Below are 26,213 nucleotides of genomic sequence, written 5' to 3' on the forward strand. Positions count from 1 at the left end.
CAAAAGGGGCGGGAGAATATCCTCCCGCCCCCGTCCGGCCTGAATTGATCATCTCCTGCTCAGGGCAGGAGCGTATTTACATCGACATGGGGCATGCCGGCCCGGCCTGCCGCCTGCATGCCTTCGCGGCTGTCCTCGAACACAAGACAGGCGGCTGGATCAACTTCCAGCCTGCCTGCGGCCAGAAGGAACATGTCCGGTGCAGGTTTGGGGTTCGCCACATCATCAATGGTGACGATGACGTCAAACAGTCGCTCAAGCCCCAGATGGCGCAGACAGGCCGACACCATCTGCCGTGACCCGTTCGACGCCACCGCCATGGGCAGGCGGCCATGATACTGCCGTGCAATATCCGTCACGACCGTGATTTCACGTAATACATGCAGCTTTTTCAGCATGCCTTCCCGCGCGCGGGTGATGATGGTGTCACGGTTCACGCTGCGGCCCAGACGATGTTCGACAATATCGAGCACCATCTGTTCCGATATGCCGCCATGGCCGTGGAACCATTCCAAGGGCACGCTCTGGCGGATTTCGTCCTCCAGCGCCGCAATCCACCCTTCACGATACAGGGGCAGGCTGTCGACGAGGGTACCGTCACAGTCGAAGATCAGCCCCGCCGTACCCTCGCGCACCAGTCTCATGGAAAAGCGGACCGGGGATAGTCGTACTGGTTCACAAGGTCACGCAGCACCCCGAAATCCCTGTCACTGAAATGATGGACACGGATGACCGCACCGGGCCGTGACTCCACGAATACGGTGTTGTTCCAGTCAGCCGCGCTGATACCGGTCCACAGCGTGATACGGTATGGCTCCGGTGGCTGGTGGGCGCCTGCCCCGGCCTGCTGGTCGTGCGCGTCGGGCGCCACCTGCATCATCAGCACGGCGTCCCCCGTTGAAGGCGGGGTCTGGCCCAGCGGCCCCCAGCCTGCGGTATGACCCTGCAACCAGTCATTGAACGTGTGGACCTGGGCTGCCGTCAGCGTGCGTTCCGCGCGCATGGGACCTACGGCAATGGTGCCCGATTCCATGGTGGGGAAGCTCAGTGGCCGGAAATTGGGCATGGCCATGTACCACAACCCTGCTGACGTACCGATCGTGATAAACAGGAACCCGATCAGCAGGACTGTCTCGCGTTTCATTTGCGTATGTTCTCCTTAAGCGCACACGGCCGCGACAACCCGGCCCACATCATGATCCGTCAGTTCGGGGTGCATCGGCAATGCAAGGATGCGCTGTGACAGATCTTCCGCCACCGGCAGGGGGCTGCCATCATGGCTGGCCCTGTAGGCTGGCTGCAGGTGCAGCGGGCGGGGATAATAGATGGCCGATGCGATTCCGCGCGCCTTCAGCCTGTCCTGGATGGTGGCGCGGTCTTCCGCCCCACCGGTCAGGACCGAATAGATCGCCCATGACGATTCACTGTCGGCCACGCGGGCGGGCGGAATGACACACCCGGCCAGGCCCGCGTCATAACAGTCAGCGATTACGCGCCTGCGGCCCAGTTCCATGTCGAATACGTCCAGCTTGGCCAGCAGGATCGCCGCCTGAATCGTGTCCAGCCGGGCATTCATGCCGGTACGCAGCACCTCGTAACGGGTCTTGCCTTCCCCATGCGTGCGCAGCGAACGGTAGAGTTCGGCGCGCGCCGGGTCATCGGTCAGGATACCGCCCGCATCGCCGTAGGCCCCCAGCGGCTTGGACGGGAAGAAGGACAGCGTGGTAGCCACGGCTTCGCGCCCCAGCCTGCGCCCGGACAGCGTGGCCCCGAAAGCCTGCGCGCAGTCAGCCATGAGGAACAGGTTTTCTTCGTCCGCGATGGCACGCAGTTCGGGCCATGGCGCGGGCTGGCCGAACAGATCGACCCCGATCACCGCACGCAGGCGCAGGCGGCCAGCCTTGCGCACATCCGCAATGCGGCGGCGCAGGCTGGCGGGATCGATCTGGAAGGTTGCGGGGTCCACATCGACAAAAACCGGCGTCGCCCCCAGCACCAGCGGCACCTCCGCCGTGGCGGTATAGGTGAAGGCAGGCAGGAATACCGCATCGCCCGCGCCGATCCCTTCGGCCATCAGCACGATCTGGATCGCGTCCGTCCCCGAGGAGACGCCCACGCATTCCGCCGCACCCGCATAGCTGGCCAGACGGGATTCGAGTTCCATCACCTCCGGCCCCATGACGAAGCGGCAGTGCCGCATGACCGCGTCCACGCGCTGCTTGATCTCTTCGGCGATCAGGCTCTGCTGCTTGGGCAGGTTCAGGAAACCTATGGGCGTTTCCACCGGAGCATTCATGATGCATTCCTTTCCACATCAACCCGCCCCGCCGGGACCGGCGCGACCACGCCATGCGGGTTATGTACGAACTCGGGTACCAGCCTGCGGACCAGATCGAGCGCCTGCACGCTATCACCATTCCGGCATGCCGCAGTAAGTGCATCCATGATATTGGCAGCCTGCGCAAGGTCCACCGTACGCGGTATTGCCATCCGCAGGCCGGGACAGCCGGTGGGCTGCAGGGTTTCCTGCTGGTAAAACAGGTCTTCCGCCAGCTTTTCCCCCGGTCTCAGTCCGGTAAAGCGGATCTGCACGTCCCGGTCGGGCCGCAGGCCCGCCAGCACGATCATCTGCCGCGCCAGATCGACAATACGTACAGGTGTCCCCATATCCAGCACGAATACGCCGCCACGGCATAACAGCGGCGCAAGCCGTCCCGCCTGCGCGCCCGTGCCACAGGCGCTGGCCTGCAGTACCAGCCCCACCGCTTCGGATACGGTCATGAAATAGCGTTGCATGCGCGAATCGGTCACGGTCAGCGGTCCCCCGCGCTCAAGCTGGCGCTGGAACAGCGGAATGACCGATCCGGTTGATCCCATGACATTGCCAAACCTTACGGTCACGCAGCGCATGGCCCGGTCTTCCCCACCCCTGCGGGCCTGCGCGTCCAGAGCCTGACAGTACATTTCCGCCACCCGCTTGGACGCCCCCATGACACTGGCGGGATTGACCGCCTTGTCGGTCGAGACCAGCACCATCGCCTTTACGCCATGGCGGCGCGCGGTATCCGCTACGATGCGGGTGCCGGTGACGTTGGTCAGCAGTCCCTCGCACGGGTTTTCCTCCACCATGGGCACATGCTTCAGCGCGGCTGCATGAAAGACCAGTTCGGGACGGAAGCGGGCAAAGACCGCATCCATGCGCGCAGCGTCACGTATGTCCGCCAGTACGAGATGCCGGGGAACCTCCGCCGCCTTTTCCGTCAGGTCGACATCCACCTGCCATAACGGATATTCCCCGATATCCAGCAAAACCAGTTCGGCGGGGCCATGACGGGCGATCTGCCGGGCCAGTTCGCTGCCGATCGATCCCCCCGCCCCGGTAATCATGACCCGCCTGCCGCGCAACATGTCCGCAATACCACCCCCATCCTGCGGCAGGGGGGGACGGTTGAGCAGATCCACCAGCCGGACAGGGTGCAGCGGCGCGGATTGCCCCCCGGCAATACCCGACAGGTCGGGCATGCACCGCACCTGTGTGCCGGTTTCCTGCGCCACATGCAGCACGGCGGACAGGCGCTCCCCCCGGAAGCGGGGATCGGTTACGACCAGCAGCAGATCGCCCCCCCCATCCATGTCCGAAAGGATACGGGCCAGATCAGCCACCTGTCCCAGCACCGGCACGCCACGCAGCCGTCGTCCCGGTCGGCGCTGGGGGCCTTCCACCACCATGCCCACGACCTGACGCCCCCTGTCGGGCATGAGCCGGAGAAAGCGGCTGGCCATTTCCCCGCCACCCAGCAGGATGATGCGCCCGTCCGACAGCCTGCCCCGACCGCGCCGACAGTCCCGCCAGTGCTGGTATCCAGCCCGCGCGCCCGCCATGAACACGAAAACCGTCAGGGCATAAACCACGCTGAAGGACAGGTCGCGCGCGCCGTCCAGCGCCAGCGTGCCCATGGAAAGCATGCCCGCAAGCACGCAGGCGCAGCCAAGCCGCCAGAAGTCGGATCGCCCGGCAAAACGCCAGTGCTGCTGGAAAATACGGAACGGCCAGCCCGCGACGGCAATCCACCCCATACCGGCGACGGCTGGCCCCCATACCGGTCGTGCCCCCGGCATGCCCCCGCACAATGCCCCCGCCATGGACGCAGCCACTCCCCCCATGATGATATCAAGGGTAAAGTTCAGCGCTATGGTCCGTGTCATGCGCAGCCGCTCGGTCAGGGCGGGATTGCTGGAGGATTGCGTAACCATTATCCCCCTCCTATAGCCGAGGGGACGGAGGGCAAGAAGGAGAGATCATGCCCCGATCCCCGCTTTCATGACCATTACGCATTCCGCTTATGCCACAGCAGCCGTTTTTGGCCTTCTGCTGGTGGCATGCGCCCTGTTGGCGGCCTTCGTGTCGCACCGCGTCATCAGCCTGCGTGTCATGGACTGCCCCACCAGCCGCAGCGCGCACGCCCAACCGGTGCCGAAGGGCGGCGGACTGGCCATTCTGGCCGTATTCCTGCCCGGCGTGCCACTGGTGGACCTGCTTTTCCACCATATGCCTGACCGCGCGGATATGACGCTGCTGTTCGCCACGGCGGGGCTGGGACTTTTTTCATGGCGCGATGACATTCATCCCATGCCCGCCGCATGGAAACTGCTGGCGCAACTGGCCGCCGCCATACTGGTGGCGTGGGGATGCAACGCGTCCCGGTCCAACCCCGCTGCATGGATGCCCTTTGTCGTGGCGGTGCTGTGGCTGGTCTGCCTGTGTAACGCCATGAACTTTGTTGATGGGCTGAACGGGCTGGCCAGTGGCTGCACCCTGCTGGCGTGTCTTGTCACGGCGGGGTTGTGCCTTATGGCGCAGGCCGGGGTGGAAATATGGGGCACCGCGCTGGTGCTGGCTGCTGCCATTGCCGGTTTCCTGCCCTTCAACTTCCCCCATGCGCGGCTGTTCATGGGGGATGTAGGCAGCCAGTGCTGCGGGCTTGTGCTGGGCGCGCTGGGACTACGCATGGGGGGCGCGCACCTGCCCCATGCGGAAATGCTCATGCCACTCATTGTGTCGGGGGTGCTGGCGGATGTATTCGCAACCCTGCTGCGTCGTGCATGGAGCCGTCGACCACTTATGCAGGCCCACCGGGAACATTTCTACCAGATGGCCCATCGCAGCGGCATGAACGCCACCCGGCTTACGCTGCTGGCATGGGGCGGAACGCTGTATGGGGGCATCATCGCGGGTGCCGTGGCCGGGGGGATAGCCACGCCGTTTGCGGGGGCCACTCTGGCTGGCATTGCGCAACTGCTATGGGCTGCTGTGGTCACGCGACGGGTGCGCCACAGGCCGGGGCTGACATGGTAACGCAAACAGGGGGAACAGCCTTCCGGCCATCCCCCCTGTCAGACGATATCAAGGCTGAAACCCTGACTTATTTATGCAGCGTAATTTTCATACCCTGAAGGGCTGCCGCTAGACGGCCACCGGAACTGGTGGTGTCGATCTGGATGCGTACGCCCGCGGGGTTGTTCAGTACCATGCCGCCGACGCCGGTGCCTGCGGTGACCTCACCATTGACGGCGGCGTAACTGCCTTCAAAATCCTGCAGGCGGTGGAGGTTATAGACCGTGCCCCGACCTTCTATCGTGGAGTAGCCCACAGCCGCCAGCGACCCGCCTTCGATCTTGAAGCGGTAGGTATGGTGCTGATACGTCAGCCGCCCCGTGCCCCAGGTGTGGCCCACCCCGATATCCAGTGACTTGAACTTCATCGTGACCTGACCTGACGGCGTGCCAAGCGAGGAATCCGCCGCCATCGCCATGGTGGACAGGCCAGCAAACGGCGCCATTGCTATGGCAATGACAGCCAGACGTCGTGATATACGCATGGGATCGACCCCTTCAGTCCATCAGTAATGCATGAAGAGAACTACGGCCTGCACCTTTAGCCCACGCGGCGCAGGGTCTCGGCGGCGCGACGCGCACGGGGGGCCTTGCGAACGGGGGTTGCCGCCTTTTCCTGCGTCGTTTCGGTCACGATCGTGCACAGGTCACGCAGATAGGCGTTGCCCTTGAGCGTACGCTTGATCAGCACGGAACGACGATCCATCGGATCGGGCGTGCGGCGGGCAAGGTCCAGATCCTTCAGCCGGTCCAGCGCGCGGGTGATCGCGGGCTTGGACACGTTCAGTTCGGCTGCAAGGCCACGCACGGTATGCGCATCTTCGCTGAGATAGCAGGTCAGGAATACGGCCAGCTGGCGGGCAGACAGGTCGGGACCGTCGCGGCGAACCATTGCGACAATGGTTTCACGCAGGGAGTTGATCATCTGATCCGTCTGAGCCTGGGATGTCTTGGCCATCGATTGGAATCCTTTGTCGAATATCAGCCCCGCCGATCGGCACACATGTGGCGGAATCGGACCGGGGCTGGAATGATGTCTTATCGTTCTGCCTATATAATTAGCATTTACGGCATATATAAGTCGCACAAAGGGATTTAGTTCGCTTGTGGGATTGTTTCTTTATCGATGCATTCTGTCCTCGATATTAAAAATAGTTAATATAGCGGCATAAGTTGCTCTTAACCCTAGGCTTTCCCCACCTTCCGGGCGGCCGGGTCGTGACGAATCATTCCATCCATACGTATCGATATGAACCCAACGCACATCTGCGCTGACAAAATTCTCTAGAAAAAGCGCCGCCGTAATGGCCCCGGCCATAGGTTTGGATGAAATATTGTTCAGGTCTGCCACCGGACTGTTCAACCATTTGCGGTAACCCGGCCATAACGGCAGCCGCCATAGCGGGTCGCCACAGGCATTGCCCGCCGTGACAAAAGCGGTGCCTGCTTCGTCGCTATTGGTGAACAGGGCGGGTACGTCCGGTCCCAGCGCCACGCGGGCGGCCCCCGTCAGGGTCGCGGCATCCACCAGCAGGTCGGGCTGGTGTTCGCAGGCGGCATGCAGCAGGTCACACAGCACCAGTCGCCCCTCGGCATCGGTATTGCCGATTTCGACCGTCAGCCCCGCACGGGTCCGCACCACATCGGACGGGCGCATCGCATGGCCCGACACACTGTTTTCCACGCAGCCAAGGCGCAGTTCCAGCCGCACGGGCAGATCGCGCAACACGATCAGACGGGCCAGAGCCAGCATGATGGCGGCCCCGCCCATATCCTTTTTCATCCGCAGCATGGAGGATGCGGGCTTGATGTCGTACCCGCCGGTATCGAAACACACGCCCTTCCCCGCCAGCGAGACCAGCGGCGCGTCCTCCGTCGCCGTGCTGCCCTGCCAGCGGGCTTCCACCACGCAGGGCGCACGGTCGGAGCCCGCGCCAACGTGAAAGATCGTGGGAAAATCCCGTTCCAGCCACTCTGCGCGAAGGACCGAAACCTGCACGCCCAGCGGTTCGAGCGCCTGCGTCGCGGCGGCAGCCAGATCGTCAGGCCCCATGAGGTTGGGCGGCGTATTGATAAGAGAACGCGCAAGGTTAACGCACTGGGCCATCTGGGCCGCAGCGTGTTCCGTCGCGTCCACCACCAGTCGGCTCCGGGCCGGAGCCGGCGGCGTATCGCGCCCGAAACCGGGCATACGGTACGCGCCCAGACAGAAACCAAGGGCAACATCCGCCCCGTCGATGTCCGCAGGCGTACTGACCCGCCACAATCCCGCAGGCAGCGAATCGGGCAGCGCACCGAAGACGAACGGATCGGCTCCTTCCCCTTCCTCGCCCAGCCCCAGCAGAGCCGTGGTGATGCCCCCCCCGGCGTCGGGCAGAAGCTGCACCTGCCCGTAACGCGCCACAAAGCCGGACCGGGTGGCAAAGCGGGCAGCCGTTTCGCCCACAAGCGCGGCCAGCCCTGCACAGCCGTCAGGGCGGATGGCATGCACCACGCCCACATCCTGTCCGGCCACGTCCTGCGCCATGACCAGACAGTCCTGAGTTTCCACCACGTTCACTGCACATCCTCCGTACCGCATTTTCCTGTTGGCAGGGTGCGTCCGGCTACCATGCAACGCAAGCCGCATGTGGTTTTGCTTGCATTTGCCGCCACTTGGCCGGAGCATATCCCCATGACGGGTGTACCCACGGGTCCTGGCGGCCCCTATCGCACTGCGGCCGGACAGGGTTCCGGTCCCCATTCCGACATGCGGGTCCGGGCAGTGCTCGGCCCGACCAATACCGGAAAGACCCATCTGGCCATAGAACGGCTGCTTTCCCATTCCAGTGGCATCATCGGCTTCCCGCTCCGCCTGCTTGCACGGGAGAATTATGACCGTATGGTCGCGCGCAAGGGCGCGCATGCTGTCGCCCTGATAACCGGCGAAGAAAAGATCGTGCCCCCGAAGGCCCGCTGGTTTTCGTGTACGGTCGAGGCCATGCCGCTGGACCGGCGGGTGGAATTCGTTGCGGTGGACGAAATCCAGCTCTGCGCGGACCCGGATCGCGGACATATCTTTACCGACCGCCTGCTGCATGCACGCGGCACGGCGGAAACCATGTTTCTGGGCGCGGATACCATCCGCAACCTGATCCGCCGCCTTGTGCCGGGCATAGAAATCGAACATCGGCCCCGCCTGTCACAGCTTACCCATGCCGGGGCGTGCAAGCTGACACGTCTGCCGCCGCGTTCGGCCATTGTCGCCTTTTCCGCGGGTGAGGTGTACGCCATTGCCGAACTGCTGCGTCGCAGGCGTGGCGGCTGCGCCATTGTCATGGGCCAGCTTTCCCCCCGAACGCGTAACGCGCAGGTGGCGCTGTATCAGGAAAAGGAAGTGGATTATCTGGTCGCGACCGACGCGATAGGGATGGGGCTGAACATGGATGTCAACCATGTGGCCTTTGCCAGCCTGTCCAAATTCGATGGCACGCGCATCCGCCCCCTGGCCGCAGGCGAAATCGCGCAGGTGGCCGGACGCGCCGGGCGCGGGCTTCGTGATGGTACCTTCGGCACGACAGGCACCTGCCCGCCGCTGCATGAAGAACTGGCCGAAGCGGTGGAACAGCATCGTTTCGATCCGCTTACCCGCCTGTCATGGCGTAACAGCGACCTCGATTTCTCATCCCCCGATACCCTGCTGGCCAGTCTCAACCGCCCGTCCCCCCGTGGGGAACTGGTCGCAGGCCACGAAGCCAGCGACATGCTGGCCCTTGCGGCACTGAGCGCCAATACCGAAATCCGCCCACTGGTCCGCTCCCGCGCAGCAACGCGGCTATTATGGGAAAGCTGTCAGATCCCCGATTTCCGCAAACTGGGCGATGACAGCCATATTCGGCTGTGCGGGCGTATTTTCACCCATATCATTCAGGACGGGCGCATTCCCGCTGACTGGCTGGACAGACAGATCACCCATTTCTTCCAGACGGAAGGCACCATTGATTCGCTTATGCAGCGGCTGGCCGGCATCCGCGTATGCAGCTACATCGCATCCCGCACGGGCTGGATCGCCAATGCGGAACACTGGCAGGCCCGCACCCGTGAAGTGGAAGACCGCCTGTCCGACATCCTGCATGAACAACTGACCGCCCGCTTCGTCGATCGCCGCGCCACAACCCTGATCCGGCGACTGGATGAAGGCGTGCATGACAGCCTGCTTTCTGCTGTAACGGCACAGGGCAATGTAGTGGTGGAAGGCCACGAGGTCGGGCGCATTGCGGGGCTGGACCTGATCGCCGGTGAACATGACGATGCGGAGGACGGGCGGCTGCTGATGCGCGCGGCCCGTCGCGCCGTGCGTAGCGAGATCCCGCGCCGTGTCGCCCTGCTGGTGCAGGATGATGACGCGCAGTTCGCTTTTTCCCCCGACGGGCTGCACGTCATGTGGCAGGATATGCCTATCGCGCGCCTGCAACCCGGCCCCCACGTGCTTTCGCCCCGCCCGCAGGTGCTTGATAACCCGCTACTGGACAATGCCCAGCGCGAACGCATCCGCAACCGGCTCCAGACATGGCTGGGACAGGTGGTGCGCGAACATCTGGCGCCCCTTTTTGCCGTGCAGGCCGCAGTGGCCAGCACGCCGGACCTGCGCGGGCCTGTCCATCGCCTGTGTGAAGGGGCCGGGATCGCCCCGCTTCATCGCGGCGAACGCTACGATCAGGACACGATCCGTCGGCTACGGCGACTGGGCATAAAGGTGGGGCATTATAGTCTGTTCATGCCCGCAATCCTGAAGGAGCAGCCCATGCGGCTGCGCGGCTGGCTGATCGCCATCAGCCTGAACATGCCCTGCCCACCCCTGCCCGCCATGAGCCGCATTTCCCTTGCACCCGATGCCCTGCCCGCAGCGTTCATGGATCGCATGGGCTGGCTGGAAACCGGCCCCGTAAGAATCAGGCTGGACATTGCGGAAAAGATCATTCTGGAACTGGCCCGCATGACCCGGCGCGCGCCCGTGCCACTGCCGCCCCTGCTGGCATCGCGCCTGGGCATACGCCGCGAAATGCTGCCAGCGGTCATGAAGGGAATGAACATGCGGGTGTATCATCCCCGACCCATGGCCGCCGATCATTATGGGCCGCCCGCACCCATCATGATCCGTTTCCTGTCCGATACAACCGGAAACAAAAGGGATCGCGTCCTGTCCGCTGAGAAAGACCGGGCGAAGAAACGTAATGCCGCCCCAGGTTCCCGTCGCCGCGCCATTCGCCCCGACAGTCCCTTCGCGGCGCTTGCCACGCTGTTTGACCGACCGTAACGCCCATGAACCAGACCGCTACCCCCGACACGTCCCCCACGGCCCAACGTCTGGACCTGTGGCTGCTGCATGCCCGTTTCGGGCGCAGTCGCAGCGCATGCGCCCAGATCGCGGCCGGCGGTCAGGTCCGCATAAACCGGCAGCGCGTAACCAAGGCCCATGCGCAGGTTCATACAGGGGACATCCTGACACTGCCCGCCCCCGACAGGAAAAGCGTGATTGTCATTCGCGTTACAGGCTTCGCGGCCAGACGACAATGCGCCTCACTTGCACAACTTCTGTATGAAATTCTTCCCGAATCCATCTGAATATTGTGTCCGCAACGCCAATGCTGCGCGTGATTATGCATTACCCGCTGTCTTGGGCTTGCCACGGCAGGAAAACGCTCTCATATCTTCCGCCATTCCCGATGAGATCAGGCCCGGTGTGGCACCTCATCCCTTTCAATGGCCGGGCCTATTGCCGCAGGCCGAACAAATAATGATCGGAGATAGGCGATGACCTATGTGGTCACCGAAAACTGCATTCGCTGCAAATTCACAGATTGTGTCGAAGTCTGTCCGGTTGACTGCTTCTACGCGGGCGAGAACTTTCTCGTAATCAATCCGGACGAATGCATCGATTGCGGCGTGTGCGAACCGGAATGCCCCGCTGAGGCCATCTTCCCCGATAGTGACGACCGTGCGACCCCGTGGGCGGAACTGAACGCCAAATACGCAGCCGTATGGCCGAACATCACACGCAAGCTCGACGCCCCGGCCGATGCCGAGGAATGGAAAGACAAGCCCAACAAGAAGGACCTTCTTTCCCCCGAACCCCACAAAGGCTGATCCCCGCCTTTCCCGTAGGGTTGCCCATAAAAAAAGACCGGCACGATTTCTCGTGCCGGTCTTTTTTTATGCCGTCTGCCCCGGAGGCAGTTGCCTGCCCCCGAAGCCCGCATGACATCGCTTAGCGCGACATCATGTTGATGGACGTGTCATGCATGATGAACATCGTGCCGGCCACAAGGACCAGAACCGACAGCACCGTGAATGTAAACGCCATGACGTTCCAGCGCTGCTCGGACGAACCGTTCATGTGCAGGAAGTAGATCAGGTGAACCACGATCTGGACCACCGCCAGCAGGGCAATCGCCCCACCGGTGGCGGACGGTGACATCGCATGCGACATCACCAGACCGAAGGCGGCCACCGTCAGGATGACGGCAAGTACGAACCCGGTAAGGTAAGATCCTACGCTACCGTGGCCCTCTCCCGAGGATGAAATATGTTCAGCCATCAGAGCACACCCATCAGATAGACAAAGGTGAAGACACAGATCCAGACAATGTCCAGGAAGTGCCAGAACAGGCTGAGGCAGGTCAGCTTGCCGATCATGCGCTCGTTCAGCTCGGTCTTGCCAGCCGTCTGGAACAGCAGGACAGCCATCCACAGCAGGCCGCAGGTAACGTGCAGACCGTGCGTACCCACAAGCGTGAAGAACGCGGACAGGAACGCACTGCGATCCGGGCCGTTGCCTTCAGCAACCATGTGGGAGAACTCACGGATTTCCATGAACAGGAAGCCCAGCCCCAGCAGGAAGGTCACCCCGAGCCAGGTCCGCATGGTGCTGACCTTGTTCTCGTGGGCGGCAATCATGCCGAAACCGTAGGTGATGGAGCTGAACAGCAGGATTGCCGTTTCAATGCCAACACCCGAAAGTTCGAACACTTCGTGGCCGGTCGGACCGCCGGCAAACTGGTCACGCAACACCGCGAACACTGCGAACAGCGTACCGAAGATGATGCAGTCCGTCATCAGATACAGCCAGAACCCGAACACCACGGGAGATTCGTGGTGTTCATCATGGGCATGGGCTGCATCAGCAGTCATATTTTGCGCCATTATTCCGCTGCCTGTGCTGCCATAAGGTTATGGGAGTGCTCCTGCTCGATACGGACCACTTCGGACACCGGCACATAATAGTCGACGTCATTGTTAGCCGAACGTGCGATCACCGTAGCGATGACGCCAATCAGACCAACAGCCGCCAGCCACCAGATGTACCAGACCGCACCGAAGCCAAGCACGAAGCTGAAGGCACCGATCAGGAAACCGCATGCCGTGTTCTTGGGCATGTGGATCGGCTGATAGTTGCCACCGGCCTGACGCGTGTCGATACCGGCTTCCTTGTCATGGGCAAAGGCGTCCAGTTCATGCACTTCCGGCAGGATGGCGAAGTTGTAGAACGGCGGGGGCGAAGACGTGGACCATTCCAGCGTACGTGCGTTCCAGGGATCGCCCGTCAGGTCGCGGTTTTCGGCCAGGTTGCGGTCACGGATCGAAACATAAAGCTGGGTCAGCTGGCAGACGATACCGCCTGCGATCAGAACTGCACCAACTTCAGCGATCAGCAGCCACATGTGCCATTCGGGGTTGTCATAGTGGTTCATACGACGGGTCATGCCCTCGAAACCAAGGACATACAGCGGCATGAAGGCGAAGTAGAAGCCAACGAACCACAGCCAGAACGCGCGCTTGCCCCAGGCTTCGTTCAGCTTGAAGCCGAAAGCCTTCGGGAACCAGAAGTTCATGGCGGCAACGTAACCGAAATACACGCCACCGATGATCACGTTATGGAAGTGGGCGATAACGAACAGCGAGTTATGCAGCACGAAATCGGAAGCCGGGATAGCCAGCATGACGCCGGTCATACCACCGATGGAGAAGGTGATCATGAAGCCGATCACCCAGTACATGGTTGCGTGGAATTCGACGCGACCCTTGTACATCGTGAACAGCCAGTTGAAGATTTTCACCCCGGTCGGAACCGCGATGATCATCGTCATGATACCGAAGAACGCATTCACGTTCGGGCCGGCACCCATGGTGAAGAAGTGGTGAACCCACACAACCAGCGACAGAACCATGATGGAAGCGGTCGCGTAGACCATGGTCTTGTAGCCGAACAGCGGCTTGCGGGAGAAGGTCTGCGTGATTTCGGAGAAGGCGCCGAAGGCAGGCAGAACCAGGATGTACACTTCCGGATGGCCCCAGCCCCAGATCACGCTCAGATAGAGCATCTGGTTGCCGCCGCCGTCATTGGTGAAGAAGTGCATGCCCAGGTAACGGTCCAGACCAAGCAGGCCCATGGCCACGGTCAGGATCGGGAAGGCAACCATGATCAGCACGGTCGTGCAGAAGATGGTCCAGGTGAACACCGGCATACGCATGTAGGTCATGCCAGGCGCACGCATCTTCACGATGGTCGCGAAGAAGTTCACACCCGTCAGCAGCGTGCCGACACCGGACAGCTGCACCGCCCAGATGTAGTAGTCAACACCGACACCGGGGCTGAACTGCTGTTCGGACAGGGGCGGATATGCAAGCCAGCCGCACTGCGAGAACTCACCGATGAACAGGGAGACGTTAACCAGCAGGAAGCTGATGGTCGTCATCCAGAAGCTCAGCGTGTTCACGAACGGGAAGGCCACGTCACGCGCACCGATCTGCAGCGGCACCACGATGTTCATCAGACCCTGCATGAACGCCATGGCCATGAAGAAGATCATGATCGTGCCGTGTGCGGAGAAGATCTGGTCATAGTGGTGCGGCGGCAGGTAGCCGGGGTTACCGGCATAGGCCAGCGCAAGCTGGGAGCGCATCATGATCGCGTCCGCGAAACCACGGAACAGCGCCACGAGGGCTACAACGATATACATGACACCAATGCGCTTGTGGTCGACCGAGGTCAGCCATTCACGCCACAGGTAGCCCCATTTACCGTAATAGGTGATGAGACCGACAACGGCGAGGCCAGCAATGGCAGCACCGATGAACGTCCCAACAAGAATCGGCACATCATACGGGATGGCCGACAATGTTAATTTGCCAAACATCTGTCCTATTCCTTCATGTTCATGTCGGACATCGCGGACTGCTGCACGTGCAGCATCTTGCCGGTGCTCTTATCCATGACCATGCCGTTGTTGTACTTGGCAACGATGTCATCGAAGAGACCTGTGTCGACATGCGAGAAGTATTCAACCGGGTTGGCCTCGCTCGGCGCGGCCAGCTTGGGATAGCTTGCGCTGTCCAGCTGCTCGGAAGAAGCCTTCACCTTCTCGACCCACGCGCTGTACTGGTCCGCCGGCATTGCCAGCGCACGGAAGCGCATGTCGGAGAAGCCACGACCGCTGAAGTTGGAGGACTCACCCAGGAAGTCACCCGCTTCGTTGGCAATCAGGTGCAACTGTGTCTGCATGCCGGCCATGGCGTAGATCATCGTACCGAGACGCGGGATGAAGAAAGAATTCATCACGGAATCAGAGGTGATCCGGAAGTCAACCGGCGTATTCACCGGCATGGCCATCTGGTTTACGGTCGCGATCCCTTCATCCGGATAGATAAAGAGCCATTTCCAGTCCAGTGCCACAACATCGACATGAATTGGCTTGACGTTAGCCTCTGCTTCAAGGGGCTTGTACGGGTCAAGCGAATGACAGGTCTGATAGGTCAGCACCGCCAGGAACAGGATGATCAGGCTGGGAACGGCCCAGATGATCACCTCGATCTTGTTGGAATGCGACCATTTCGGCAGGTATTCCGCAGCCGTATTGGACTGACGGTAGTGCCAGGCGAACACCAGTGTCAGGATACAGACCGGCACAACGACCAGCAGCATCGCGAACACCGAAGTCAGGATCAGGCTTTTTTCCTGAAGACCGATCACGCCCTTGGGGTCAAGTGTATCCCACGTGCAGCCTGCTAACAGCACTGCCGAAGATAAACTCACTAGCTTAGTTAATCTTGGCAAGATTTTTTTCTTCATCTCACGCCTCGTTGGTTTCGACATCACCCTGTTTTGCTCACATCCTCGCTTCATCCACGGGCTTAGACAACAACGGTCACGTTATACGCTCGGCAGGGAAAATGCATCGCCTTTCCCCCGGCACCCAGCGACATCGCGCCCACGTCGACTTCCGAAAGGGGACAATCGACCCTTTTCCGGTTTGCATCCGTCATGAGTTAGTTGCCGACCGGCTGACCATGATCTTGATCAATACGGCCCGCCAGACCTTACGTAATTATTACTGTCAGGGCAGATCGGACCATAAATCGCGATGCCGTCCTGTGTGCTGAAGCGCATGTCCTGTGCCGCTCACCCTTTCATATAGTTTTTCTATTCAAGGGTTATCCGACCGGAATGCCCTTAGAGGCAAGCCTTCACATAATATTTCAGAAAATTACAGACGGAAGAATTTATCTAAAAAAAACATTGTTTTACAGGGAATTACGAGCGTGTCATTAACCTCACACTCTCGTCATCTTATAATTTCCATATCTGAATAAGTCTTATCTTTTTTACCCAAACCGATACCCGGACCCTCTTTCCATGCAAAAAGGGCCGCCGCTTTCGCGACGACCCTTTCCATTTCATAAACCGTACCTTATCGGTCTGAAAAAGCAGGACTCCTGCCATCAGTCGTTGCTGCTGTTGCGCACACCCATGAACTGAAGCAGGAACTGGAACAGGTTGATGAAGTTCAGATACAGGTTCAGCGCATCATATACCGACCGCTTCGCAGCCTGATCCGGACCTTCATAATAGGCGAGCTGCTGGTAGGTCGCCTTGATCCGCTGGGTATCGAACATGGTCAGACCGACAAACAGCAGCACACCAACGGCGCTATAGACGAAATACAGGCCGGGGCTGTGAAGGAACATGTTCACCACCCCCGCGATGATGAGGCCGAACAGACCCATCATGAAGAACGAACCGAACCGGCTCAGGTCAGTACGAGTCGTGTAGCCCCAGATCGACATGGTGCAGAATGTCGCTGCGGTGATGAAGAAAACCCGCGTGACCGAAACGCCGGTGAAAACCAGGAAGATGTTGGACAGGCTTGCCCCCATCACCCCGCAGAACAGCCAGAACAGCGTCTGCACGGCCTGAGTGGACAGCCGGTTCACACCGAACGACATGACCATGACGAAACCAAGCGGCGCAATCATGGCCAGCATGGCCAGACCGGTCGGCTTGATCGCCATACCCATCGGGGTTGGCACATGCTGGAAGAACAGGGCCTGCAGGCTGGTATTGGCGATCAGGTACGCAACCAGTCCCGTCAGGACCAGACCTGATGCCATCCAGTTATAGACTCGCAGCATATAGGCCCGAAGGCCCATATCCACGGAACCTGCGGCGCTATCAGCGGCGGGGCGGATGAAACTCCGCGAATCAGGGCCAAAAGCCATTGTGTTTCCTTCCTCCACGTCGTTGACCGACGTGCCTCTACCCCAATGTGGGAACATGGTAGAACACGTTCAAGAACCTGGGCGTGTCCAATACATTACAATACGGCAACACATACGCCGCCGCTCCGGGCCTATATATACTGTACATGTCAAAATGCGGCATATGCCGTTTTCATTCTGCCCAACAGGTTCTCTATGCGTCTTTTCATTGGTCTGGAACTTCCCTCTGCCGTGGCGCACACCCTTGGTGAATTGCGGGGCAGCCTGCCGGATGTGGCGTGGTACCCGCCGGAATCCTATCACCTGACACTGCATTTCGTGGGCGAGGTTACGCACGGGCACTTTCTGGAGGAAATGCATCATGCCCTTTCCGCCATCCGTGCTGCCCCACCTTCCTTGATCCTGACGGTGCCCGGCCTGTTCGAACCAGCAACACGACAGGGGCCGGATACCCTGTGGATGGGCTGTGCGCCTGACCCCGCCCTTGTCCACCTGCAAAACAGGATACGCGCAACGATGACGCACCTCCCCTCCCCTTTCGGCAGGGCAGGTTCGGGTCAGTCAGGGGCGGCAAGGCCCATCCGGCGCTTTGTTCCCCATATCTCGCTGGGACAGATGCGCCATCCAGACCCGGTACGTCGGCAACGATGGCTCGTTACACCCCCGCCCGCCTGCGACGCACAGAGCATCGGTCATTTCACGCTGTTCCGCTCCCTGAGGCATGGAGACATGCCCTTCTACGAGCCGCTGGAGCATTATCCCCTGCATCCCTGATTCTTGCGCGGGAACGTCATGCAGCGGGAAAAATCAGGAGTCTCGGGAACTATCCAGTTATTCGTATTGTGGATAATAAAAATATATTCCGTACCATTCTTTGTGGACGCCCTATCGAAACGAGAACAACCCGTTTTTCATTTTTTCCCGGAATATCAAGAAAGTTTACGAATATCCCTGAAAAATCCAGTTATCTGTTTCATTGCTTATCTGATAGCATATTCACGTTTTAGTGATCTCGAACACTAAAATGTCAGGAGACGGGCGGCACAGCCTCAGTATATTCGGGTGAAACAGACTACCTGCTTTTCTCCTGCCCGAAGCCGGTTCCTGTCTGTCAGTCAAGGAAGCCTGTTCTGCCTGCTTTCCAGACCGATACAGTCAGAAAACCTGCCCCGGCAGAAAGTTGCAGCGGCGGCGTCCTGAATTCGAAACCGTTAGTTTTTCTGAGGACATCACATATGATTTCTGCCGTTTTCGGAAAAAGACGTTCTCTGAGCAGAACGCTTACAGCCGGAACGATATGTGCGGCTCTCATCTCCGGCTATGCCACCATGGCATCGGCGGATGAGGGACAGGGCGCCACAGGGGAAGCGATCATCCATGCTGATGATCACCCCGGCAACTGGATGACCTATGGCCGCACCTATTCTGAACAGCGTTACAGCCCGCTGGATCAGATCAACCGTTCCAATGTCGGTAACCTGAAGCTGGCCTGGTATCTGGATCTCGATACCAACCGTGGCCAGGAAGGCACGCCCCTGGTTGTTGATGGCGTCATGTATGCCACCACCAACTGGAGCATGATGAAAGCCGTCGACGCTGCAACCGGCAAACTGCTGTGGTCCTATGACCCGCGCGTGCCCGGCAACATCGCTGACAAGGGCTGCTGTGACACGGTCAACCGTGGTGCGGCCTACTGGAATGGCAAGGTCTATTTCGGCACGTTCGATGGCCGCCTGATCGCCCTTGATGCCAAGACCGGCAAGCTGGTCTGGAGCGTCAACACCATTCCGCCCGAAGCCGAACTGGGCAAGCAGCGTTCCTACACCGTTGACGGCGCGCCGCGCGTCGCCAAGGGCCGCGTGATCATCGGTAACGGTGGTTCCGAATTTGGTGCCCGTGGCTTTGTCACCGCGTTCGACGCGGAAACAGGCAAGGTTGACTGGCGCTTCTTCACGGTTCCGAACCCCAAGAACGAACCGGACCATGCTGCATCCGACAGCGTGCTGATGAACAAGGCCTACCAGACCTGGAGCCCGACCGGCGCCTGGACCCGTCAGGGCGGCGGCGGCACGGTGTGGGATTCCATCGTGTATGACCCCGTGACCGACCTGGTCTATCTGGGTGTCGGCAACGGTTCGCCGTGGAACTACAAGTACCGTTCCGAAGGCAAGGGCGACAACCTGTTCCTGGGCAGCATCGTCGCGCTGAAGCCGGAAACCGGCGAATACGTCTGGCATTTCCAGGAAACGCCGATGGATCAGTGGGACTTCACCTCGGTCCAGCAGATCATGACGCTTGACCTGCCGATCAATGGTGAGACCCGCCACGTCATCGTTCATGCGCCGAAGAACGGCTTCTTCTACATCATCGATGCGAAGACCGGCGAGTTCATCTCGGGCAAGAACTATGTTTACGTGAACTGGGCCAGCGGCCTCGATCCGAAGACGGGTCGTCCGATCTACAACCCCGACGCGCTCTACACGCTTACGGGCAAGGACTGGTACGGCATTCCGGGTGACCTTGGCGGCCATAACTTCGCGGCCATGGCGTTCAGCCCCAAGACCGGGCTGGTCTACATCCCCGCGCAGCAGGTTCCGTTCCTGTACACCAACCAGGTCGGCGGGTTCACCCCGCATCCGGATAGCTGGAACCTTGGTCTGGACATGAACAAGGTCGGTATCCCCGACTCCCCGGAAGCCAAGCAGGCCTTCGTTAAGGACCTGAAGGGTTACATCCTGGCATGGGATCCGCAGAAGCAGCAGGAAGCCTGGCGCGTGGACCACAAGGGTCCGTGGAACGGCGGTATCCTGGCGACTGGCGGCGACCTGCTGTTCCAGGGCCTGGCGAACGGTGAATTCCACGCCTATGACGCGACGAACGGTTCCGACCTGTTCCACTTCGCGGCTGACAGCGGCATCATCGCACCGCCCGTGACCTACCTTGCCAAGGGCAAGCAGTATGTTGCGGTTGAAGTGGGCTGGGGCGGCATCTATCCGTTCTTCCTTGGTGGCCTGGCCCGTACCAGCGGCTGGACCGTCAACCACTCGCGCATCATTGCCTTCTCGCTCGACGGCAAGTCCGGTCCTCTGCCCAAGCAGAACGACGAAGGCTTCCTGCCCGTCAAGCCGCCGGCACAGTTTGATGCGGCCCGCACGGATAACGGCTACTTCCAGTTCCAGACCTATTGCGCCGCCTGCCATGGCGACAATGCGGAAGGTGCTGGCGTGCTGCCTGACCTGCGCTGGTCCGGCTCCATCCGCCACCAGGATGCGTTCTACAATGTTGTCGGTCGTGGCGCGCTTACCGCCTATGGCATGGATCGCTTCGACAGCAGCATGAATCCGAACGAGATTGAAGATATCCGTCAGTTCCTGATCAAGCGTGCGAACGAGACCTATCAGAGGGAAGTTGATGCCCGGAAGAATGCTGCCGGTATTCCCGAGCAGCTGCCATAATCCCGGTTTTGACAATTTTTCGCATCAACGCGACGCATGATGGTGAACATAATGATCAACAGGCTTAAGGTGACATTCAGCGCGGCAGCGTTTAGTCTGCTGGCAGGGACGGCATTGGCTCAGACGCCCAATGCCGACTCCGCGCTAGTCGAGAAAGGGGCGTATGTCGCGCGACTGGGTGACTGCGTAGCATGTCATACCGCTCTCCACGGTCAGGCCTATGCAGGTGGGCTTGAAATCAAGAGCCCGATCGGCACGATTTACTCCACGAACATTACCCCGGACCCGACCTACGGTATCGGCCGCTACACCTTCGAAGAATTCGACGAAGCTGTGCGCCACGGTATCCGCAAGGACGGCTCCACCCTGTATCCGGCCATGCCGTATCCCGCCTTCTCGCGTATGACGAAGGAAGACATGCAGGCGCTGTATGCGTACTTCATGCATGGGGTGAAGCCGGCGGCGCAGCCTAACAAGCAGCCGGACATTTCCTGGCCGATGTCGATGCGCTGGCCGCTGGGCATCTGGCGCATGATGTTCTCGCCCTCGCCCAAGGACTACACCCCTGCACCCGGCACGGATGCCGATATTGCCCGTGGTGATTACCTTGTGACGGGTCCGGGACATTGCGGCGCGTGCCATACACCGCGCGGCTTCGCCATGCAGGAAAAGGCTCTGGATGCGTCCGGCGGGCCTGACTTCCTGGCCGGTGGCGCACCGATCGACAACTGGGTCGCACCCAGCCTGCGTAACGACCCGGTCGTGGGTCTGGGCCGCTGGTCCGAGGATGATATCTACACCTTCCTCAAGTCCGGGCGTATCGACCACTCCGCCGTGTTCGGTGGCATGGGCGATGTGGTGGCATGGAGCACCCAGTACTTCACCGATGACGATCTGCACGCCATCGCGAAGTACCTGAAGAGCCTGCCGCCGGTTCCGCCGTCGCAGGGCAACTACACATACGACCCGTCCACCGCGAACATGCTGGCTTCGGGTAACACCGCCAGCGTTCCGGGCGCCGATACGTATGTGAAGGAATGCGCCATCTGTCACCGTAACGACGGTGGTGGTGTGGCCCGCATGTTCCCGCCGCTGGCTGGCAACCCGGTCGTCGTGACCGAGAACCCGACCTCGCTGGTGAACGTGATCGCACATGGTGGCGTGCTGCCGCCGAGCAACTGGGCGCCGTCCGCGGTGGCCATGCCGGGTTACAGCAAGTCGCTGTCCGCACAGCAGATTGCTGATGTGGTCAACTTCATCCGCACAAGCTGGGGCAACAAGGCGCCGGGCACCGTTACCGCCGCCGACGTGACCAAGCTGCGTGACACGGGTGCGCCGGTTTCCAGCTCGGGCTGGAACAGCATGAGCAGTGGCTGGTCGGTCTTCCTGCCGCAGCCTTATGGCGCAGGCTGGACCTTCGCACCGCAGACGCATACCGGTCAGGACGCCGCGCAGTAATGCCGGTCGGGTGGCCCCAACGGGGCCGCCCACTCCTGATACGTTACGGAAAACCGCCATGGACCCCGTCCATGGCGGTTTTCTTATGTCTGCCGATCCCGCACACTCCCCCTTTCGCAACCATAAGGGAAGATACCGGCATGCAGCGCATTGTGGTCCTGACCGGGGCAGGCATCAGCCAGGAATCCGGCTTGCAGACTTTCCGTGGCCCGGACGGGTTGTGGAACAATGAACGGATCGAGGATATCTGCACCCCGCAGGGCTTCCAGCGCGATCCCCTGCGCGTGGACCGTTTCTATAACGGCCTGCGCAGCAAGCTCTCCACCGTGCAGCCCAACGCTGCCCATTACGCGCTGGCCGATCTGGAACGTGCCGGACGGGAAGGACGCTGGGCGGGTCAGATTACGATCGTGACGCAGAACATAGACGACCTGCATGAACGCGCAGGCAGTCATAATGTGATCCATATGCATGGCGAACTGCTGCGCCTGCGCTGCACCCATTGCCACGCGAAACCTGTATGGCGGGAAGACTGTTATCCCCAGACACCCTGCCCTGTGTGCCATACGCCATCACTGCGGCCCGACATCGTCTGGTTTGGGGAAATGCCCTATCATATGGAAGCCATCGGCACCCGCCTGACGGAATGTGACCTGTTCGTCGCCATCGGCACCTCCGGCACCGTTTATCCGGCGGCAGGCTTTGTGGACAGTGTCGCGGGGCATGCGGATACGATGCTGTTCAATCTTGATATCCCACACGGGCCTTCCCCGTTCGATCAGGTCGTGCCCGGTCCCGCGACCCGCACCGTAAGCGCATGGGTGCGCGAACTGCTGGAAAAATAGAGCGCAGGATATGGCCGACGAGACATTGGAAACGCTGCTGGAATCCATCCGCGCCTGTCAGCTCTGCCGCGCGGATCTGCCGCTGGGGCCACGGCCGGTGCTCCATATTTCCCGCACGGCGCGATTGCTGATTGCCAGTCAGGCCCCCGGAACACGCGTGCATGAAACCGGCCAGTCCTTCAATGATGCCTCCGGCGACAGGCTGCGTGCATGGATGGGCATAGATCGCGCCACGTTTTATGACGTCAGCCGCATTGCGATCGTGCCCATGGGCCTGTGTTATCCCGGTCGGCTGCCCAAGGGGGGCGATTGCCCGCCACGGCCGGAATGTGCGCCCCAATGGCGTGCGCGCATCATGGCGCAGATGCCAGGCCTTGAACTAACGCTCGTGGTGGGCAGTTATGCGCAGAACCACATTCTCGGACCGGGCCGGGTCAGTGATCGCTCTCTGGATTTCCGGCGCTACCTGCCCCGTTATTTCCCGCTGCCACATCCCTCATGGCGCACGGGGGCGTGGGAACGCCGCACCCCGCAATTCGGACATGATGTGCTGCCCGCCCTGCGTGCTTGTGTGCAGGCTGTTCTGGCGGGGCGCCCCGTGCCCGCCATTCCGCCAGTCGTGCCGGTGTAGTCAGTCTGATCCGTTTTGCTCGGCTCTATTCCCCTGCTGCCGCCAGAATGGCGTGGGCGGTGGACAGCGCCACGCCCTGCACGCCCGTAATCAGGATCTGCACGCCAATGGACAGCAGGATCAGCGCCGCGAGGCGTGAGACAATACGGGTGCCGGTCTTGCCCAGCAGGCAGAGCAGTTGTTCGGCATAGGCGTAAGCCGCCCATACGATGGCTGCCACCAGAAGGGCTGCGATTGACAGCACGCCATAAAAGACAATGTGGCTGCCCCCAGTCGGCCCTTCCGATCCCAGCGCGATGGCAACGGCAATGGTTCCAGGCCCTACGGTAAAGGGCATGGTCAGCGGGAAAAACGCCTGCCCCATCATGTTGCTGCTGATCTGGGCGTGATTGTTCTGTGTCGCCTGGGCCTGTTTTCGGGCTTCCTCGGTTTCCGGGGCCTGAAGCAGGGACCAGGCACGCACGGCCACCACCAGCCCCCCGGCGATGCGCAACGCATTGATGCTGATACCGAAAAAGGACAGGACGGACCCGCCGATCCAGATCGAGGCCAGCATCAGCATGGCGGAATAGAATGCGACGTGACGCGCAAGGGCAATGCACAGGCGCCGGTCATGCCCGCTGGTGACCTGCGCGAAGATAAGTGCGGCCCCCAACGGATTGACAATGGAAAACAGCGCGGGAAACGCCATAAGGAACGCGCCCGACAGGCTGGGCAACCCGACAACTGTGGAAAAATGGGTAAGCAGCCCGTCATGCGCCGTCATGAGCGTATCCTTCAGCCGGGTGAAACGTCCATCAGTCTTCCACCTGTCCCGATGGCGCGAAGGTCCGTGCCAGAAGGGGGCGTATGGCAGGCAGGTCCCGGGCGGCCGCACACAGGAAGGATGGAGAAGCGTCTTCCCCTTCAGTCACCAGCGGCCATGATGTCAGCCCCAGCTCATTATAGACAGGCAGCAATGTCATGCCTACACGCCAGAATACCGGTCTGCGCCCTTCCTGCACCGCAAGGTCGCGCAGCCACCATATGGCGGATGTGCAGTCATCCGCATCCCCCGCCGGGTCCCCCAGTCCGATCAGATAGACACCCACGCGCACGAAAGGCAGCAGCGCCTCCCGCCGTGCGCCCGGTATCGCCCCCGATGGGGCAGGCGTAACCTCCCCCAGCACGTCAAGTGCATGGTCAAGGCCACCATACTGCGCCTGCGTTTCGGCATCCCATGGCAGCACATGGATGCCGCCGGGCCGCACCAGCCGCACAATCATGACCAGCCCGAGCATGACCGCCAGCCCCAGCGTCCACTGGGCAATGCCGGGACGCGATGCGAACAGCATGATTTCCCACCAGCTACCGCCAACGGAATCATGCGGCCCCGCCAGCACGAGGATCAGGATCGAGCCGATCAGCAGCACAAGCGACAGGATGGTCTGGAACGACAGCGGCTCACTCATGATCCGGGCATGCCGGTAATAGGACCCGCGGAATGGCGCGATCAGGATACAGACCAGCATAAGCAGTCCCGGCACGGCCATGGGCGACCCCCGCAGCAGGGTCAGGCCACAGGCGATGGACAGCAGCACCATCGTCGCCTTCCATGCCAGCGTCACACGCTGCGACAGGCCGATGCCAAGACCGATCAGCGCAACCCCGATAAGGGAAAGCAGATAGTCCCCCATCAGGACAAAGGCAGGCTGCATGCGGCCTGCGTTCATCCAGCCTTCAGGGTCAAGCAGCGTCAGGGCAAGCAGCATCCCGCCACAGAGCGAGACGGCCCCCGTCGCGACCGCCACGGAAAAATCCGCCTCGCTTTCGCGTATGACCTGACTGGGGCGGTCCGTGCGCGGCCCCCGCAGCGGCCTGCGCGCACCGACCTTGCGCGACAGGGCCGCATCCCCGCGTAGGAATATTTCATGCGCGGCGAACATGATGCCCGCCACGAACAGGGGGACGATATAGTAGAACAGACGGAAGATCAGGATGGCGGTCACGATGCGCGTGGCGGGCAGGTAAGCCCCCAGCGCCAGCATCATTGTCCCGTCAAAGACGCCAAGCCCACCCGGCACGCTGGCCACCAGACCCGCCGTATAGGATGCGATGTAGATGGCCAGGAACGTCCCGTAATCCAGTCCCGGCGCGGATGGCAGAAAAGTGTAGGCGATGGCCGCCGTCGCCGCGACTTCCAGCGCCGCCACCACCGTCTGCATCACTGCCATGGCGGAGGACGGGAAGGTGATCTGCCACCGCCAGACCCGAATTTCGTCCACGTAGCGGCCCATGATGACATAGGCGATCACGCCACCCCACATAGCCCCCCCCACAAGACGCATGAGGATGGAAGGCAGGGTCTGGCCGATGAAGGGCACCGTCCCCGGCTCCAGCAGCAATACGCTGCCGATCAGCACGGCGGCCCCAAGCAGGTAGGTCGCGGAACAGAAGGCAATGATCTGGGCAACCTGAAACGGTCTCAGTCCCCAGTTACCATACAGCCTGAACCGCACCGCCGCGCCCGAAATGGCCGAAAAACCAAGATTATGCGACAGGACGTAGGAACAGAAAGCCGCAAACGCCGTGCGCCGGAACGACAGCGGGCAACCCACCTGCCTTACGGCCAGCCAGTCATAAAACGACAGGATAAGGTAGGACAGCAGCGTAAAGCCCGCCCCGGCCCATAATGTCCCGACGGGAATGGCCGCAAGCGCCTGACTTATGTCGTGCCAGTGCAGGTGGCGGACCTCGCGCTGGACCACGACAATGGCGGCAACCAGCAGCAGCAGGCCCAGCACGTGCGGCAGATGCCGTATCAGTCCCCGCCTGACGGGCGCGGGGGTTACGCCCTTACCCCCATCATCCACATCGGGATGGGCCATGGCGTCATGTTCAGGACGTTCGGCCATG

At 61.1% G+C, this 26,213-nt stretch carries 23 protein-coding genes; 9 read left to right on the plus strand and 14 right to left on the minus strand.

Annotated features, from left to right (window positions below; translation table 11 throughout):
- Positions 1-59: 59 nt before the first annotated feature.
- Genes CFR79_RS04745 through CFR79_RS04760 form a run of 4 tightly spaced genes read right to left on the minus strand, consistent with a single transcriptional unit; the run spans position 60 to position 4,254 of the window.
- The gene (locus tag CFR79_RS04745) at positions 60-644 is read right to left on the minus strand and encodes an HAD family hydrolase (RefSeq protein WP_102324506.1); all 585 of its coding nucleotides are present in this window, start codon (positions 642-644) and stop codon (positions 60-62) included.
- The gene (locus CFR79_RS04750; protein ID WP_110547097.1) at positions 641-1,144 is read right to left on the minus strand and encodes a hypothetical protein; all 504 of its coding nucleotides are present in this window, start codon (positions 1,142-1,144) and stop codon (positions 641-643) included. The genes CFR79_RS04745 and CFR79_RS04750 overlap by 4 nt, the downstream gene beginning before the upstream one ends.
- A 15-nt stretch (positions 1,145-1,159) precedes the next feature.
- Positions 1,160-2,296 carry a DegT/DnrJ/EryC1/StrS family aminotransferase gene (locus CFR79_RS04755; protein ID WP_110547098.1) on the minus strand — a complete coding sequence of 379 codons (1,137 nt, stop codon included), beginning with the start codon at positions 2,294-2,296 and terminating at the stop codon, positions 1,160-1,162.
- Complete coding sequence (locus tag CFR79_RS04760; protein WP_181417357.1) at positions 2,293-4,254, minus strand: polysaccharide biosynthesis protein; 1,962 nt, start codon at positions 4,252-4,254, stop codon at positions 2,293-2,295. The genes CFR79_RS04755 and CFR79_RS04760 overlap by 4 nt, the downstream gene beginning before the upstream one ends.
- A gap of 67 nt (positions 4,255-4,321) precedes the next feature.
- Here CFR79_RS04760 and CFR79_RS04765 point away from each other — a divergent pair, with 67 nt between their 5' ends.
- Positions 4,322-5,356, plus strand: a complete 1,035-nt coding sequence (locus tag CFR79_RS04765; protein ID WP_110547099.1) for a glycosyltransferase family 4 protein — start codon at positions 4,322-4,324, stop codon at positions 5,354-5,356.
- 67 nt (positions 5,357-5,423) lie between these two features.
- Here CFR79_RS04765 and CFR79_RS04770 read toward each other — a convergent pair whose 3' ends face one another.
- From CFR79_RS04770 to CFR79_RS04780, 3 genes are all read right to left on the minus strand, one after another.
- A complete protein-coding gene (locus tag CFR79_RS04770) occupies positions 5,424-5,879 on the minus strand; it encodes a hypothetical protein (RefSeq protein ID WP_102324510.1) in 456 nt (151 codons plus the stop codon).
- 56 nt (positions 5,880-5,935) lie between these two features.
- Positions 5,936-6,352, minus strand: coding sequence for a MarR family transcriptional regulator (locus CFR79_RS04775; protein WP_110547100.1), 417 nt, complete (start codon positions 6,350-6,352; stop codon positions 5,936-5,938).
- Between the two features lie 162 nt (positions 6,353-6,514).
- Complete coding sequence (locus CFR79_RS04780) at positions 6,515-7,954, minus strand: leucyl aminopeptidase family protein (RefSeq protein WP_110547101.1); 1,440 nt, start codon at positions 7,952-7,954, stop codon at positions 6,515-6,517.
- 114 nt (positions 7,955-8,068) lie between these two features.
- On the opposite strand from CFR79_RS04780, the gene CFR79_RS04785 reads away from it, so the two are divergent.
- The 3 genes from CFR79_RS04785 (at position 8,069) to fdxA (ending at position 11,520) form a co-directional block, all read left to right on the plus strand.
- A complete protein-coding gene (locus CFR79_RS04785; protein ID WP_110547102.1) occupies positions 8,069-10,690 on the plus strand; it encodes a helicase-related protein in 2,622 nt (873 codons plus the stop codon).
- Between the two features lie 5 nt (positions 10,691-10,695).
- Positions 10,696-10,998, plus strand: coding sequence for an RNA-binding S4 domain-containing protein (locus CFR79_RS04790; protein WP_102324514.1), 303 nt, complete (start codon positions 10,696-10,698; stop codon positions 10,996-10,998).
- A gap of 189 nt (positions 10,999-11,187) precedes the next feature.
- The gene (gene fdxA / locus CFR79_RS04795; RefSeq protein ID WP_102324515.1) at positions 11,188-11,520 is read left to right on the plus strand and encodes a ferredoxin FdxA; all 333 of its coding nucleotides are present in this window, start codon (positions 11,188-11,190) and stop codon (positions 11,518-11,520) included.
- Positions 11,521-11,641: 121 nt separating this feature from the next.
- On the opposite strand, the gene cyoD is transcribed toward fdxA, so the two are convergent.
- From cyoD to CFR79_RS04820, 5 genes are all read right to left on the minus strand, one after another.
- Positions 11,642-11,971, minus strand: a complete 330-nt coding sequence (cyoD, locus tag CFR79_RS04800; RefSeq protein WP_102324516.1) for a cytochrome o ubiquinol oxidase subunit IV — start codon at positions 11,969-11,971, stop codon at positions 11,642-11,644.
- Positions 11,971-12,576 carry a cytochrome o ubiquinol oxidase subunit III gene (gene cyoC, locus CFR79_RS04805; RefSeq protein WP_102324517.1) on the minus strand — a complete coding sequence of 202 codons (606 nt, stop codon included), beginning with the start codon at positions 12,574-12,576 and terminating at the stop codon, positions 11,971-11,973. Before cyoC ends, cyoD begins: the two co-directional genes overlap by 1 nt.
- The gene (gene cyoB / locus CFR79_RS04810; RefSeq protein WP_102324518.1) at positions 12,576-14,570 is read right to left on the minus strand and encodes a cytochrome o ubiquinol oxidase subunit I; all 1,995 of its coding nucleotides are present in this window, start codon (positions 14,568-14,570) and stop codon (positions 12,576-12,578) included. Before cyoB ends, cyoC begins: the two co-directional genes overlap by 1 nt.
- 5 nt (positions 14,571-14,575) lie before the next feature.
- Complete coding sequence (cyoA, locus tag CFR79_RS04815) at positions 14,576-15,502, minus strand: ubiquinol oxidase subunit II (protein WP_102324519.1); 927 nt, start codon at positions 15,500-15,502, stop codon at positions 14,576-14,578.
- 650 nt (positions 15,503-16,152) lie between these two features.
- The gene (locus CFR79_RS04820; protein WP_180967516.1) at positions 16,153-16,929 is read right to left on the minus strand and encodes a Bax inhibitor-1/YccA family protein; all 777 of its coding nucleotides are present in this window, start codon (positions 16,927-16,929) and stop codon (positions 16,153-16,155) included.
- A gap of 195 nt (positions 16,930-17,124) precedes the next feature.
- On the opposite strand from CFR79_RS04820, the gene thpR reads away from it, so the two are divergent.
- The 5 genes from thpR (at position 17,125) to CFR79_RS04845 (ending at position 23,318) form a co-directional block, all read left to right on the plus strand.
- A complete protein-coding gene (gene thpR / locus CFR79_RS04825; RefSeq protein WP_110547103.1) occupies positions 17,125-17,703 on the plus strand; it encodes an RNA 2',3'-cyclic phosphodiesterase in 579 nt (192 codons plus the stop codon).
- Between the two features lie 461 nt (positions 17,704-18,164).
- Positions 18,165-20,384 carry a PQQ-dependent dehydrogenase, methanol/ethanol family gene (locus tag CFR79_RS04830; protein WP_102324521.1) on the plus strand — a complete coding sequence of 740 codons (2,220 nt, stop codon included), beginning with the start codon at positions 18,165-18,167 and terminating at the stop codon, positions 20,382-20,384.
- 51 nt (positions 20,385-20,435) lie between these two features.
- Positions 20,436-21,842 carry a c-type cytochrome gene (locus CFR79_RS04835; protein ID WP_243705224.1) on the plus strand — a complete coding sequence of 469 codons (1,407 nt, stop codon included), beginning with the start codon at positions 20,436-20,438 and terminating at the stop codon, positions 21,840-21,842.
- Positions 21,843-21,982: 140 nt separating this feature from the next.
- Positions 21,983-22,687: an NAD-dependent deacylase gene (locus CFR79_RS04840; RefSeq protein ID WP_110547104.1), complete on the plus strand. Its 705-nt coding sequence runs from the start codon at positions 21,983-21,985 to the stop codon at positions 22,685-22,687.
- A gap of 10 nt (positions 22,688-22,697) precedes the next feature.
- The gene (locus CFR79_RS04845) at positions 22,698-23,318 is read left to right on the plus strand and encodes a uracil-DNA glycosylase family protein (RefSeq protein WP_102324524.1); all 621 of its coding nucleotides are present in this window, start codon (positions 22,698-22,700) and stop codon (positions 23,316-23,318) included.
- 25 nt (positions 23,319-23,343) lie between these two features.
- Here the strand turns inward: CFR79_RS04845 and CFR79_RS04850 are convergent, their stop codons facing one another.
- Positions 23,344-24,084 (minus strand): MarC family protein, encoded by a 741-nt coding sequence (locus tag CFR79_RS04850; protein WP_110547105.1) that lies wholly within the window; start codon positions 24,082-24,084, stop codon positions 23,344-23,346.
- Positions 24,085-24,115: 31 nt separating this feature from the next.
- On the minus strand, positions 24,116-26,212 hold the full coding sequence (locus CFR79_RS04855; RefSeq protein ID WP_110547106.1) for a lysylphosphatidylglycerol synthase domain-containing protein: 2,097 nt from the start codon (positions 26,210-26,212) through the stop codon (positions 24,116-24,118).
- Position 26,213: the final 1 nt, after the last annotated feature.

The organism is Komagataeibacter saccharivorans, from assembly GCF_003207825.1.
GTDB classification, from domain to species: domain Bacteria; phylum Pseudomonadota; class Alphaproteobacteria; order Acetobacterales; family Acetobacteraceae; genus Komagataeibacter; species Komagataeibacter saccharivorans.

What these genes read in the sequence shown, in the direction of transcription:
- CFR79_RS04775 (WP_110547100.1), bottom strand. Translation starts at nt 6,352, where the DNA reads ATGGCCAAGACATCCCAGGCTCAGACGGATCAGATGATCAACTCCCTG.
- CFR79_RS04855 (WP_110547106.1), bottom strand. Translation starts at nt 26,212, where the DNA reads ATGGCCGAACGTCCTGAACATGACGCCATGGCCCATCCCGATGTGGAT.
- cyoA (WP_102324519.1), bottom strand. Translation starts at nt 15,502, where the DNA reads ATGAAGAAAAAAATCTTGCCAAGATTAACTAAGCTAGTGAGTTTATCT.
- cyoD (WP_102324516.1), bottom strand. Translation starts at nt 11,971, where the DNA reads ATGGCTGAACATATTTCATCCTCGGGAGAGGGCCACGGTAGCGTAGGA.
- CFR79_RS04820 (WP_180967516.1), bottom strand. Translation starts at nt 16,929, where the DNA reads ATGGCTTTTGGCCCTGATTCGCGGAGTTTCATCCGCCCCGCCGCTGAT.
- fdxA (WP_102324515.1), top strand. Translation starts at nt 11,188, where the DNA reads ATGACCTATGTGGTCACCGAAAACTGCATTCGCTGCAAATTCACAGAT.
- CFR79_RS04755 (WP_110547098.1), bottom strand. Translation starts at nt 2,296, where the DNA reads ATGAATGCTCCGGTGGAAACGCCCATAGGTTTCCTGAACCTGCCCAAG.
- CFR79_RS04770 (WP_102324510.1), bottom strand. Translation starts at nt 5,879, where the DNA reads ATGCGTATATCACGACGTCTGGCTGTCATTGCCATAGCAATGGCGCCG.
- CFR79_RS04760 (WP_181417357.1), bottom strand. Translation starts at nt 4,254, where the DNA reads ATGGTTACGCAATCCTCCAGCAATCCCGCCCTGACCGAGCGGCTGCGC.
- cyoC (WP_102324517.1), bottom strand. Translation starts at nt 12,576, where the DNA reads ATGGCGCAAAATATGACTGCTGATGCAGCCCATGCCCATGATGAACAC.
- CFR79_RS04840 (WP_110547104.1), top strand. Translation starts at nt 21,983, where the DNA reads ATGCAGCGCATTGTGGTCCTGACCGGGGCAGGCATCAGCCAGGAATCC.
- CFR79_RS04835 (WP_243705224.1), top strand. Translation starts at nt 20,436, where the DNA reads ATGATCAACAGGCTTAAGGTGACATTCAGCGCGGCAGCGTTTAGTCTG.
- CFR79_RS04750 (WP_110547097.1), bottom strand. Translation starts at nt 1,144, where the DNA reads ATGAAACGCGAGACAGTCCTGCTGATCGGGTTCCTGTTTATCACGATC.
- CFR79_RS04850 (WP_110547105.1), bottom strand. Translation starts at nt 24,084, where the DNA reads ATGACGGCGCATGACGGGCTGCTTACCCATTTTTCCACAGTTGTCGGG.
- CFR79_RS04765 (WP_110547099.1), top strand. Translation starts at nt 4,322, where the DNA reads ATGACCATTACGCATTCCGCTTATGCCACAGCAGCCGTTTTTGGCCTT.
- CFR79_RS04790 (WP_102324514.1), top strand. Translation starts at nt 10,696, where the DNA reads ATGAACCAGACCGCTACCCCCGACACGTCCCCCACGGCCCAACGTCTG.
- CFR79_RS04785 (WP_110547102.1), top strand. Translation starts at nt 8,069, where the DNA reads ATGACGGGTGTACCCACGGGTCCTGGCGGCCCCTATCGCACTGCGGCC.
- CFR79_RS04845 (WP_102324524.1), top strand. Translation starts at nt 22,698, where the DNA reads ATGGCCGACGAGACATTGGAAACGCTGCTGGAATCCATCCGCGCCTGT.
- cyoB (WP_102324518.1), bottom strand. Translation starts at nt 14,570, where the DNA reads ATGTTTGGCAAATTAACATTGTCGGCCATCCCGTATGATGTGCCGATT.
- thpR (WP_110547103.1), top strand. Translation starts at nt 17,125, where the DNA reads ATGCGTCTTTTCATTGGTCTGGAACTTCCCTCTGCCGTGGCGCACACC.
- CFR79_RS04745 (WP_102324506.1), bottom strand. Translation starts at nt 644, where the DNA reads ATGAGACTGGTGCGCGAGGGTACGGCGGGGCTGATCTTCGACTGTGAC.
- CFR79_RS04830 (WP_102324521.1), top strand. Translation starts at nt 18,165, where the DNA reads ATGATTTCTGCCGTTTTCGGAAAAAGACGTTCTCTGAGCAGAACGCTT.